Below are 12,349 nucleotides of genomic sequence, written 5' to 3' on the forward strand. Positions count from 1 at the left end.
AACATGACAACCCACGCTCTTGGCGTCCATTCCGAAACCGGCAGGTTGCGGCAGGTTATTGTCTGCCGCCCCGGCCTTGCGCATCGCCGATTGACGCCTTCGAATGCACAATCGCTGCTGTTTGACGATGTCTTCTGGGTCAAGCAGGCGCAGAAGGACCACGATGTCTTCTCAACAACAATGCGCAACGAAGGCATCGAGGTTCTGGATGTGAACGTCTTGCTTGCCGAGGTTCTGGATATTCCGGAAGCTCGGGCCTGGGTGCTGGACCACCGGATCAGCACTAATGATGTTGGCACCGGGATGCTGGACGAACTTCGGGCCTGGATGAACGAGTTGCCGGGCGCAAAGCTGGCCGAGCATCTGATCGGCGGGCTCGAAGTTGGCGACCTGCCGTTCGAACCGTCCGGTCTGTTCGGCAGCTATCTGGGGCCGAATGGATTCATCCTGCCGCCGCTACCCAACTTTCTGTTTACCCGCGACAACAGCGCCTGGATCTATGGCGGCGTGTCTTTGAACCCAATGTTTTGGCCCGCACGCAAGCCCGAAACATTGCTGACCGCTGCAGTTTACCGGTTCCACCCTAAATTTGCAGACAAGACCACGGTGCATTGGGGCGATCCGACGGTGGATCACGGGCTTGCCACCGTCGAAGGCGGCGACGTGATGCCGGTGGGCAATGGAACTGTGCTGATCGGCATGGGTGAGCGATCCTCGCCACAGGGCATCGGCCTTTTGGCCACGGCGCTGTTTGCCAAAGGCGTAGCAGAGCGTGTGATTGCCTGTCAGTTGCCAAAGAGCCGTTCCGCCATGCATCTGGACACGGTGTTCACGCTGTGTGGGGGCGATGTGGTGACAAGCTTCAAAGAGGTTGCCGACGAAATAACCTGTTTTGATCTGCGTCCAACCGAGAGCAAAGCGCCGCTTCAATTCCGGCGTGACGACCGGCCTCTGTTCGAGGTGGTTGCGGAGGTCTTGCACCTGCCGAAACTGACGGTCGTTCCCACCGGCGGCCATGACCAGGCCGAGCGTTCGCGCGAACAATGGAACGACGGCAACAATGTGCTGGCGCTGCGGCCAGGCGTCGTCGTCGGCTATGACCGCAACGACGATACCAATGCAGCGTTGAAGGCCGCCGGGATCGAGGTTCTGGCGATCCCCGGCGCCGAACTTGGTCGGGGCCGGGGCGGCAGCCATTGCATGAGCTGCCCTACCATCCGTGATGCCGAATGACCACGTGAAAGGATTACACAATGAGCTTTAATCTCAAGAACCGCAGTTTCCTGACTTTGCGTGACTTCAAACCCGCCGAGATCGGGTTTCTCTTGAAACTCGCCGCCGACCTGAAGGCCGCTAAATATACAGGCACCGAGCAGCCGGGCTTGAAAGGCAAGGAAATTGCTTTGATTTTTGAGAAAGACAGCACCCGAACTCGTGTCGGGTTCGAAGTCGCGGCGCATGATCAGGGCGCGACGGTCACCTATCTCGGACCATCAGGCAGCCATATCGGCCACAAGGAAAGCGTCAAGGACACCGCCCGCGTGCTGGGCCGGGTCTATGATGCCATCGAATATCGAGGTTTCGGTCAGCAGATCGTCGAGCAGCTGGCCGAGTTTTCAGGTGTACCGGTTTACAATGGCCTTACGGACGAATTTCACCCAACGCAGATCCTGGCTGATTTTCTGACCATGTCGGAACACAGTGACAAGCCGATGCGCGAAATATCCTACGCGTTTCTGGGTGACGCAAAGAACAACATGGGCGACAGTCTGCTTATTGGTGGGGCCAAGATGGGTATGGATGTGCGGCTTTGTGCGCCCAAGGCCTGCTGGCCCACAAAAGAGATCCAAGCGGAAGCGCAGGCTATTGCCTCTGAGACCGGCGCTCGGATCACACTCACCGATGATGTGGACAAGGCCGTCCTGGGCGTCGATTTTGTCTATACCGATGTCTGGCTGTCCATGGGCGAGGCCAAGGAAAAATGGGCCGAGCGGATTGAGTTGCTGATGCCCTATCAGGTCAACGCCGACGTGATGCAGAAGACCGGCAATCCGCGCGCCAAATTCATGCATTGCCTGCCTGCGTTCCACAACACCGAAACCGCTGTCGGCAAGGACATCGAGGCAAAATTCGGCATCTCTGCGATGGAGGTGACGGACGAAGTGTTTGAGAGCTCCGCATCGATTGTCTTTGACCAAGCTGAGAACCGGATGCACACGATTAAGGCCGTTCTCGTCGCCACATTGGGGAGCTAGAGATGCTGGTTGTCGCAGCTTTGGGGGGCAATGCCCTTTTACGCCGGGGCGAGCCGTTGACTGCGGACATGCAGCGTACCAATGTGGCAACCGCCGCTCTGGCGCTGGCCGGTATCGTGCGCGCCGGACACCGGTTGGTCATCACCCATGGCAACGGCCCGCAGGTTGGATTGCTGGCTTTGCAGGGTGCGGCCTACAAGCCCGACGAAGCCTATCCACTGGACGTTCTGGGGGCAGAAACTGCTGGGATGATCGGCTATCTGATCGAACAGGAACTGGAAAACGCTCTGAATCATGACAGGCCAGTGGCAACTTTGTTGACGCAGGTGATTGTGGATGGCGATGACCCGGCTTTTGGCAAACCAACCAAGTTTGTGGGGCCGGTATACGAACAAATGCAGGCTGAGGCGTTGGCAAAGGCCGGCGGCTGGGCAATTGCGCCAGACGGTGATCGGTGGCGGCGCGTCGTCGCGTCACCCAAGCCACTCGAAATCCCGGATACGCGAGTCATCCAGCTTCTATTGGAGGCAGGCGTCATTGTCATCTGCACCGGCGGCGGCGGCATCCCGGTGCTGCGTCGGGCCGACGGAAGCCTGATGGGCGTCGAGGCAGTGGTAGACAAAGATGCGTCCAGTGCTCTTCTTGCAACATCGCTTGGTGCAGATGCCCTACTGCTCTTGACCGATGTCGATGCGGTATACCGCGACTTCGGCACGGATACCGCACGCGCTATTCCGGTTGTTACACCGGATGAAGCGCGACTTCTCGATGCACCGGCTGGGTCCATGGCGCCCAAACTCTCGGCCGCGGCCGGTTTTGTTACAGGCAAAAAAATCGCCGCCATTGGACGATTGCAAGACGCAGTCCAATTGCTCAACGGAGGTGCGGGAACACGAATTGCCCTATGACGCTATGGCCCTCCGCATGATGCAATCCAGCTGCGAACAGGGAGACTTCATGCGAGATGACACCAATATTACAACACGGAAACGCCGCCCATACAGGCGGGATGTAGGCGATAGTGACCGCAGCATGAAAAGGAAGACGATATGCAAGCGCATGATATTATGACAAACAAAGTAATTACCGCCGAGCGAGATACGTCCGTGGAACAGATCGCTGCCCTGATGATGAAGCATCACATCAGTGCAGTTCCCATCGTTGAAAAAGGTAGGGTCGTAGGGCTGGTCAGTGAGGGCGATCTGATGCTAAAGGTCGAAGGTGCCGTCGAAAAGCACAGATCCTGGTGGCTATCCGTTTTTGCCAACCCGGACTTGGAGGCATCTGAATATGTTGCCCTTCATGGTCGCCGTGCCAAAGATATTATGACCACAAATGTAGTGACCATACCTTCCGATATGCCGGTTGGAGAGATCGCGAGACTACTGGAGAAAAAGCATTTTAAGCGGGTTCCAGTCTTGGATGATGGTGAACTGGTCGGTATCGTAAGTCGGGCAAACCTGTTGCACGCAATGGCGGCAGTACCGGTGATCAGATTTGAGTCCAGTTCTGATGATCAGGAAAAACGCGATATAATATTGGGCGCGCTAGCCGAAGCGCCGAGGCTGAGCATTGCCCAACTGAATGTGGTGGTCGAAGGTGGACGTGTAGATGTTTGGGGTATTGCCGCATCAGACGCCGAAGAGGCCGCAGTCAGAGTTGCTTTGGCCAACATCGAGGGTTTAGGAGAAGTTTCCGTCAATATTGGGCGGCTTCCCAATTATGCTTGGGGCATTTAAGTACGCTGATTTGAGATCGCCGGCTTGCACGGGCTTTAGTCGGGTAACAATTTCACTCAGAAAGGCCATTTGATGTGTCTGTCCGCTCCGGTAAGCTTTGCCGCCAGCGTCTTTCTTGTCGGGGGAGGCACAGCAATTTCCGTCGTCGCCTGGCGCCGCAATAAACGATATTTTCCGATCGCCTTGATGCCGCTTTTTGCCGGATTGCAGCAGTTTATGGAGGGAAGTGTTTGGTTGGGCATGACTGGAGACGATCCGTTCACAGTCCTATGGGGCGCGATGGGGTTCATCTTTTTCACATGGTTCATGTGGCCGGTCTGGATTCCCTTTTCAGTCTATGCTCTGGAACCGAACTATAGCCCCCGCAAGCGCATGTTTCTAATCATGTCTCTGATCGGGCTGGGCTTTGGCCTCTTGCTCTATATCCCCCACGGGCTGAACAGCAGCATGGTCGTGGTCGAAATCAACAACCAGTCCCTAGCCTATGAAAAGTCGATGTGGCTCGACTTCATGATGCCGCGCTGGCTAACCAACACGATATACGTGACCCTGATCATTTTGCCACCGGCTCTGTCGCACTACAAGCATGTGCGCCACTTTGCGCTGACACTGATAGCGGTTGTTGTTGTCGATTTTGCGTTCCTGCAATTCGCTTACATCTCGTTCTTCTGCCTGCTGGCAGGATTGGCTACACTGCATCTTGTCTACATTATCCTAACCAACAAATGCGCGCGCGAATGTCCGGAGCTCTTTGGAAGAGTTTGAACATGGACGTCGCCGCTACAAGTTTCTGGCGACTTTCTTCGACCAATGCATATTCAAAATTGGCAAGTCTTCGACAAAAAACCGTCAGTTCCTGCATCGCAAGTCAAAGCATGGCTTGAAAATGTCACCCCACTGCCTCAAGCATTGGGTAGAGGGCCTCCAAAGCGCTGTAGCAATCCAAACAACGCGGTGTTCCCGGCGAAAATACCGAGGCCACTGCCATCGCTATAGGTGTGCATTTCCTCCCGCACCGCGCCCTGTCGGAGATATGCCGATTCCCAAGGCTTTGTTGGTTTTTTCAATCGATGCCGACGCGTTTTTCTCCATTCCCGTAAGCGCACGGATGGCGTCAATCGTTTCGGGAATGACAATCGCCTGATTGTCAACCATATACGCATAGAACAGCTCATTGCCCTGCACCGTGAGCATGTCCTCCCACAACGCCACTTCATAGAGGTCACCATGCGGCCGTCCAAGGTCGGCAATCCACTCCTTGACGGCGTTGAGTGCAGAAAGGCCGGAATCCATTCGGATAAGCGCGATGCGCGAGGAGGTCCTGAAGGCGTCTAGGATGTCGTCCTTGCCGACCGGCCTGGTGAGTTCGACCGACCAGTAGTGTAGATGGCCCAAGGTCTCAGGCACCTTGACCGCCATGGTCACAACGTCAAGCTCCGGATCGACGCTTTGCGCGTCCGGCCCTTGGTGACTTGGTATGTTTGGCTCGGGCACCAGAGTGTTCATGATGCCGCCCAAATGGCTTTCCCAGGGATCGGTCGCGCGGCGCAGGAGTGTGCCGCGCGCCTTGCGGAGCAACCCTGCCTGCTTGAGGGCGGTGAGCGTGCGCACCATCGAGGTTGTATTGCACGAGACCACGCGTGTGGCATCGCGCCCTACCGCGCTGGCAAAATTGGCTTCCGCCACGAAAGAATGCCCCGTTACCTCGTGCTTTTCGCCACCCTGAAGGATGAACTTGACGCCTTGCCGCCGATAGGTCGTGATATTTTGCGCCGCGATTTTCTTGGGTGTACAATCAACTATGATATCCGATACCGCCAGGAGGTCGTCAAGTCCGCCCCGGATGGCCAGTCCAGCCGTGCGCATGGCCGCCGCGCTGTCGGGAGTGGCACCGAACAGGCGATAGCCCCGTTCTGCGGCTATATGCAGGCGCCAGTCGGTGGTGACATCGCACACACCCGCCAATATCATGTCATCCTGACGCGTCACGGCTTCGGCAACACGTTTGCCGATGACCCCATATCCATTGACGGCGACACGTGTTTTGGTTGATGTGGCCATGATGTTTCTCCGTTGGGTTCTAGTTGTGGTCTAAATACGCGGCTATCCGCACATTTGGATAGCGGTCAAAACTACAGACGCTCGCGTTGTTGCCCCATTACAACCAAGAACGACAGGACCTAGTTCGTTGTTGAAGCGGATCTTCGTCCATCTCGCCAACGTGTGATTGAACCAGCGGTAAGCGAAGAAGACAAAGACCAACGGCACTGCCTTCTCCGAAACGGCAGAGTTCGGATCAGGTTACCTGAAACCAAGTGTTCATGCCGGCCGCCGCATGTTCGAGCATATGACAATGGAACAGCCATTTGCCGGGATTGTCTGCCACGAATGCTATCTCGGTCGTCTGATCTGGCCCGATCAGAAACGTATCCCGCCATGGTTTGCCCTCATCGACATCAGATCCGGATCTGTTGAGAATCTGGAAATGATGACCATGGACATGCATGGCATGAACCCAGGCGGTCCGGTTTACGGTTTCAACAAGAATGGTTTCGCCCTGCCGGGCCTCGAAAAACGGTTCCTCGGCGAGATTGGCCACTCCGTTAAAGGCCCAGGCCTGTCTTGCGGTGCGGAAATCATCTCCCTGAAGCTTTTTTCCCTTGTAGATGATGTCAATCATGCCTCCCATCGCACCGCCTGTCATTTGCAGGCGGATGCGTCGGGCCTTGGCGAGGTCAGCTGAGGGCAGAACATTGGGCTGCAGCTTTTTGTCGGATCTCGACGCTTCCGTGGTCTCAGAATCACTGACCGAGAACCCCGCGATAGGGTAAGGCGTGTCCCCCGAGACTTCCTCAATGGTGAAATCACTTTTGGCCACGACCATCAAATCCACGCGCTGGGCTGGCCCCAGCATGAGAGGCGCATAATCAAGCTTGGCAGGCTCGGTGAATGATTGGCCATCAAAGCCGATGAGGGTTGCGCCGAAACGGTTTGGATCAATTTCGAAGACACGTGCATTGGCCGCATTGATGAGCCGGAGGCGATAGGTCTGGCCGCGGACAAGGTCAGTCACCGGACGGCTCTGGCCGTTCACGGTCAGCCAGTTGCCCAGCCGCCCACCATGCGCCCATTCCATCATCGATCCAAGGCTCGCAACGTCCAGCACACCTTCGCCCGCCAGCCGCCAATCATCAAGAACAAGCGTAATGTCGTTTGAACGCTCGAAAACGGGCTCAACCTCATCAACAATAAGTGGTCCATAAAGGCCGCGCGCGACCTGGTTCCAGCTTTTGTTATGGGCGTGGTACCAGAAGGTGCCTGCATCGGGAGCAACAAAGTCATACACAAATGTATCGCCGGGCTCGACCGGTTCCTGGGTGAGCCCCGAAACGCCGTCCATGGAATTCTCAATTCGAATGCCGTGCCAGTGGACAGATGTCGGTTCCTCAAGCTTGTTGGTAAAGCGAACCTGGACACGCTCGCCCTTTTTCACCCGGATTTCCGGCCCGGGTGCGTAACCGTTGTAGGTCCACAGCTCCGATGAAGGCGCATCGGGCAGGTAAAGCCGCTGCCTGGATGGTCCGGCAACGAGATCAAACATACCATCCTCAGACTCCGCGAGTGACAGGCTCGGCAGTTGAGAGGTCAAAACACCGCAAGAGAAACCGGCGAGCAAGCGACGACGGGAGATTTTCATGTGAGATCTTTTATCCCAATTGACCGAACATGGTTGTTAACAGCACGACCGCAGATAAGGAGTTGCGGGAAGCGCCAACTCCCCGCAACTAGCTTTTTGGCCGTTATTTCAGCTCAACGACGGTCAGTTTGCCCTTCACCCGGTCGGCGACGAATTCGATTGCGTCGCCTTCCTTGATTTTCTCCAGCATGGCCGGGTCGGCGGTGCGAAACACCATGGTCATGGCAGGCATATCGAGATTGGTCAGTTCCTCATGAATGATGGTGACCTTGCCGGCCTTCATGTCGATTTTCTTGACGGTGCCTTTGGTGTATTCGGTTGCAAAAGCTGCAGCGCTGCCGGTAACGGCAATCATGGCAGCAATCATGAGTGTTGTAAGTTTTCGCATTTTTGTACCTCTATTTTGTCGTGTTCCGTTCGTTAGATCAATGGCCGGTAACGGTGAGCATACCCTTCATGCCGGAATCGTAGTGGCCGGGGATCAGGCAGGCGAACTCGAAGGGTCCGGCGTTCGCAAAGCTCCAGATCACTTCGCCGTCCATGCCCGGATCGAGACGCACGGAATTGGGATCGTCATGCTCCATTTCTGGCATCCGCTCCATCATTTCCTTGTGCTCCATCACGCCCTCATGATTGTCGAGCACGAACTCATGCTCCAGTTCGCCCTTGTTCATCACCATAAAGCGGATGGTCTCGCCCTTCTTGACGTTGATTTCCTTGGGCTCGAAAATCATTTCGCCGTCGTCGGTTTCCTTCATGATCACTTCGATTGTGCGTCCAACCTCGGATGCCTTGCCCGGATTGCCGATGGCCATCATGCTGTCGTCATGTCCTCCGGAATGGGTGCCACTGGCGGCCGCCAGCCCGGTCATGGCCAGAAAACCTGCGAGTGCGATTGAAAGCTTTTTCATGTGTCTCGTTCGTTGTTGTGAACTCTTTGGGTTGAAGGGTTTAGCCGTTGTCGCCGGTTTTCACCGGTGCTGGCGTTATCGTCGTTGAAGCGTCAGTTGCCTTGGCGAACTCCGGCAGCTCTCCGGTCCATTCATAGGCCTGGGTTCCGGGAGGGTTTTCGTACCAGCCGGGATCACTGTAATCGCCGGCAGAAATGCCTTCGCGGACCTTGACGACGGAGAACATGCCGCCCATTTCCAAGGGTCCGTAGGGCCCCCAGCCGGCCATCATTGGAATGGTGTTGGCCGGAAGCTCCATCGCCATTTCCGCCATGTCAGCCATGCCGTTCGTACCCATCGGCATGTATTCGGGCTGCACCATCCGGATCTTCTTGGTAACCTTGGACTTGTCGACACCGATGAAGGTCGGCACATCGTGCCCCATGGCGTTCATCGTATGGTGAGACTTGTGGCAGTGTATTGCCCAGTCACCCAGATGCTTGGCGTCAAATTCATAAGCCCGCATTGCCCCGACCGGAATATCAACCGACACTTCCGGCCAGCGCGCTTCAGGCCGCACCCATCCACCATCCGTGCAGGTCACCTCGAAATCATAGCCATGCATATGGATCGGGTGGTTCGTCATGGTCAAGTTGCCGACGCGCACCCTTACGCGATCATTTTTCGACACAACCAGCGGATCGATATCGGGGAATATGCGGCTGTTCCATGTCCACAGGTTGAAGTCGGTCATGGTCATGATTTTCGGTACGTAGGAGCCGGGATCGATATCGAAGGCGTTGAGCATGATCAGGAAGTCGCGATCGACCGGCATGAAAGCCGGGTCTTTCGGGTGGACAATGAAGAAGCCCATCATCCCCATGGCCATCTGGACCATTTCGTCGCCGTGCGGGTGGTACATGAAGGTCCCCGATTTCACCAGATCAAACTCGTAGATGTAGGTTTTGCCGGATGGAATCGCCGGATGCGACAAGCCTCCCACGCCGTCCATGCCTGACGGCAGAATCAAGCCGTGCCAATGCACCGTTGTGTGCTCGGGAAGCTTGTTGGTGACGTAGATCCGGACCCGGTCACCTTCCACGGCTTCGATGGTCGGGCCGATGGATTGGCCGTTGTAACCCCACAGATAGGCGGTCATGCCGTCTGCGAGTTCACGCTCCACCGGCTCGGCCACGAGGTGGAATTCTTTCACTCCGTTGTTCATCCGGAATGGCAAGGTCCAGCCGTTGAGCGTCACAACCGGATTGTAGTCCCGGCCTGTCGAAGGCATGACCGGTGACTGAGTCAGCGGACTATCCATAAGCGCCGCATCAGGCAAGCCCATATTGGTGGTCTTCGACCAGGCGGCCGTGGAGACTAGGGTGGCGCCTGCAGCACCCGCACCGAGCAATTGACGTCTGTTCATCATGGTCTTTTCCTTTCCGGAAAGTTAGTGGCCGCCGCCGCCGGCATCGCCAACTGATGGTGCTGCAGCTGATCTGCCTGCTCCGGCTCCGCCGCCATAGATCGCCGCCGAAAGATTGACATCGGCCAGCCAGAACTCGCGTTTGGCGTTGATCGCCAACATCAGGGTTCCAATCTTGGCGCGGGTGTCGGCGAGAAGTTCGAAGGTGTTTGAAATCATGCCGTTGTAGGTCAGTAGGCCTTCCGACTCGATCGCCGTGCGCAACGGCACCACGGCATTGAGGTAGTGCCGGGCGATCTCGTGGGTTGAGCTGTAGGCAGTGTGGGCCGAACGGGCTTCGGAGCGGATGTTGACCGCCTTTTCTGCAAGTTGATTGGCTGCCTGCATGTAGGCGAGTTCGGCCTTGCGGAGGCGGGCCTTGCCACTGTCGAAGATCGGGATAACGAACTCCAGCTCAAGTTGCGGCGTGACAACCGTTTTTCGGGTTTTGGTCTCTTCCAGATTGCCACCTACAATCTCATACTCGGTCTCGATTTCTCGCTCGGCTTCAACACCTGAAATGATCTCCAGATCGGTGACAAAGCGCGTGGCTTCAGTCAGGCCATAACTTTTGGCAACAGCCTCCAGCTCGATTTTTGCGACGCGAAGATCAATCCGGTTCTCAAGCGCCTCCCGCTCAATCTCGTTTTTCTTGATGACTCCACGCGGTAGCCGCGGCAATTTGTCGGGAACATAGTAATCAACCTCGCTTCCCCACAGCCCCATAATCCGTGTCAGCTCTTCCTTGGCCAGCCGTGACGCCAACCGGGCTTCGGCCATTTGCCCGGTAAGTTCGGCGTAGAACGCGTGTTCTCGCGCCTGACCGCCCTTTGCAAGCGCTCCGCTTTCACCCAGTTTCTGAGCAAGTTCAGAAGCTGCGTCGGCTGCGACCTTGGCTTGATTGAGATAGGCAACTGTTTCAAATGCTGAAACTGCATTTACCCAGGCCCGGCGCGTGTCATTGGCAACCTTCAAGGTTGCGTCAACCGCCCGCATCTGGGATTGCCTGAACCGCGTGTCGGCGATATCAACGCGAGCCTTCCGGGTTGCAAGCGACAGAATGTTGGCCGCGATCATTCCTTCGATGGCGCGATAGGCCCCAAGCTCTGGCGCCCCAATTCCTAAGAGGCCGACCGAAACCCTTGGGTTTTCAGGTAAGCTTTGCTGCCAGGCTTCTGCAGCGTTCATGCCGATATCGGCATAGGCTGCCTGCAGGCCCTTGTTGTTCAGAAGTGCTACCTGAACAGCGGTGTCGGCATTGATGGATTTCTTGTGCACCAGGCCGTGTACGCGTTCGGAAACCGCTTTTGCCTGATCCTTGTTTTGAAGCCAAACCGCCTCTTTGCCTCTGGTGCCGATGGAAACGGATGCTGCGACGACGCCAAAACCGGCCTCTTTCGCCGAGTATCCGGCGAGCTCCTGGTCGCTAACACAACCAGCTAGAAACAACCCTGCGGATGACACGACAATGAAGGATATTGTAGTGCGGGAGATGCTCATGAGCCTACCCCCGCGCCAGGGGCCTGGCTGTCGTTTTGTTGACGCCAAGGCTTCGGTTCCACGGGAATTCGATGGGTGTAACCGTCCAGAACCGTGTGATGATGGATATTACGAATACCTGCACTGGTATCTGCGGGCGAACTCACCGACATGACGTCGGCGGGGCCACTCGCCGACGCACAGCCAGCAAGAGTTAGCGGCATGGCAGCCGCCAAGAGAAAACGAAACATGATTGTCCTACTGCGATAAGAAGTGGATTTGACCGATGATACTCGGCCCCGACGCCACAAAAGGGCTCAGATCACACTTCAGGCTCGCGGCGGCCGCTCCGCCAACGCCATGACCACGACCACAAATTCAGGAGTCGCCCCGATCTCGAAACTCTCGGGAATGAAGTTTTCCAACGCCACCGCGGCAAAATAACAGAGGGCAACGAAACAGCTTGCAGGACAGCAGCGATCTATGACCGTGTCTTGACCCGTGGGGATCGATTCTTGCGCGAAATCTGCTGAATTGCCCTGGGATTGGTGATGGGTTGCCGTTGGTTGCCCACCAGACAGATGGCCCATCATCGTATGATGTCCACCGCCGTTGACTGTCTGAGCCTCAGTCATAGCGAACGCATGCAGAGACCCCGGTACGATGGATGTAAAAACAAACATCAAGACCAGAAGCATGCGCCCGAGACGGGATTTGTGGCGATTCGGCATCTTCATCTCGAAGAGATTTACCGCAACGTCGAGGTCAAAACAATAGCAAATTCATTCACTAAGGCTTGATGCAGATAATGGCGGGCCCTTCTA

At 56.3% G+C, this 12,349-nt stretch carries 12 protein-coding genes; 5 read left to right on the plus strand and 7 right to left on the minus strand.

Going from position 1 to position 12,349, the window contains the following annotated elements; genetic code table 11:
• The first annotated feature begins 3 nt into the window (after window positions 1-3).
• The 5 genes from OEG84_RS24600 to OEG84_RS24620 all read left to right on the plus strand — a co-directional run bounded on the left by OEG84_RS24600 (window position 4) and on the right by OEG84_RS24620 (window position 4,759).
• A complete protein-coding gene (locus tag OEG84_RS24600) occupies window positions 4-1,233 on the plus strand; it encodes an arginine deiminase (RefSeq protein WP_267656522.1) in 1,230 nt (409 codons plus the stop codon).
• A 20-nt stretch (window positions 1,234-1,253) separates the two neighbouring features.
• Window positions 1,254-2,255, plus strand: coding sequence for an ornithine carbamoyltransferase (gene argF, locus OEG84_RS24605; RefSeq protein ID WP_267656523.1), 1,002 nt, complete (start codon window positions 1,254-1,256; stop codon window positions 2,253-2,255).
• A 2-nt stretch (window positions 2,256-2,257) separates the two neighbouring features.
• The gene (gene arcC / locus OEG84_RS24610) at window positions 2,258-3,163 is read left to right on the plus strand and encodes a carbamate kinase (RefSeq protein WP_267656525.1); all 906 of its coding nucleotides are present in this window, start codon (window positions 2,258-2,260) and stop codon (window positions 3,161-3,163) included.
• Window positions 3,164-3,304: 141 nt separating this feature from the next.
• Complete coding sequence (locus tag OEG84_RS24615; protein ID WP_267656526.1) at window positions 3,305-3,994, plus strand: CBS domain-containing protein; 690 nt, start codon at window positions 3,305-3,307, stop codon at window positions 3,992-3,994.
• Window positions 3,995-4,066: 72 nt separating this feature from the next.
• Window positions 4,067-4,759 (plus strand): DUF6629 family protein, encoded by a 693-nt coding sequence (locus tag OEG84_RS24620; RefSeq protein WP_267656527.1) that lies wholly within the window; start codon window positions 4,067-4,069, stop codon window positions 4,757-4,759.
• 225 nt (window positions 4,760-4,984) lie between these two features.
• On the opposite strand, the gene OEG84_RS24625 is transcribed toward OEG84_RS24620, so the two are convergent.
• From OEG84_RS24625 to OEG84_RS24655, 7 genes are all read right to left on the minus strand, one after another.
• On the minus strand, window positions 4,985-6,055 hold the full coding sequence (locus OEG84_RS24625; protein ID WP_267656528.1) for a type II glyceraldehyde-3-phosphate dehydrogenase: 1,071 nt from the start codon (window positions 6,053-6,055) through the stop codon (window positions 4,985-4,987).
• A 235-nt stretch (window positions 6,056-6,290) separates the two neighbouring features.
• Window positions 6,291-7,595 carry a multicopper oxidase family protein gene (locus OEG84_RS24630; protein WP_267656530.1) on the minus strand — a complete coding sequence of 435 codons (1,305 nt, stop codon included), beginning with the start codon at window positions 7,593-7,595 and terminating at the stop codon, window positions 6,291-6,293.
• Window positions 7,596-7,794: 199 nt separating this feature from the next.
• Window positions 7,795-8,079, minus strand: a complete 285-nt coding sequence (locus tag OEG84_RS24635; protein ID WP_267656532.1) for a copper-binding protein — start codon at window positions 8,077-8,079, stop codon at window positions 7,795-7,797.
• Window positions 8,080-8,116: 37 nt separating this feature from the next.
• Window positions 8,117-8,602 (minus strand): cupredoxin domain-containing protein, encoded by a 486-nt coding sequence (locus OEG84_RS24640; RefSeq protein WP_267656533.1) that lies wholly within the window; start codon window positions 8,600-8,602, stop codon window positions 8,117-8,119.
• Between the two features lie 40 nt (window positions 8,603-8,642).
• Window positions 8,643-10,010 carry a multicopper oxidase family protein gene (locus tag OEG84_RS24645; RefSeq protein ID WP_267656534.1) on the minus strand — a complete coding sequence of 456 codons (1,368 nt, stop codon included), beginning with the start codon at window positions 10,008-10,010 and terminating at the stop codon, window positions 8,643-8,645.
• A gap of 21 nt (window positions 10,011-10,031) precedes the next feature.
• On the minus strand, window positions 10,032-11,546 hold the full coding sequence (locus tag OEG84_RS24650) for a TolC family protein (protein WP_267656535.1): 1,515 nt from the start codon (window positions 11,544-11,546) through the stop codon (window positions 10,032-10,034).
• Between the two features lie 308 nt (window positions 11,547-11,854).
• Entirely contained in the window at window positions 11,855-12,262 is a 408-nt protein-coding gene (locus OEG84_RS24655) for a hypothetical protein (protein ID WP_267656537.1), read from the minus strand.
• Between the last annotated feature and the right edge of the window lie 87 nt (window positions 12,263-12,349).

This window comes from Hoeflea algicola (genome assembly GCF_026619415.1).
GTDB lineage: Bacteria > Pseudomonadota > Alphaproteobacteria > Rhizobiales > Rhizobiaceae > Hoeflea > Hoeflea algicola.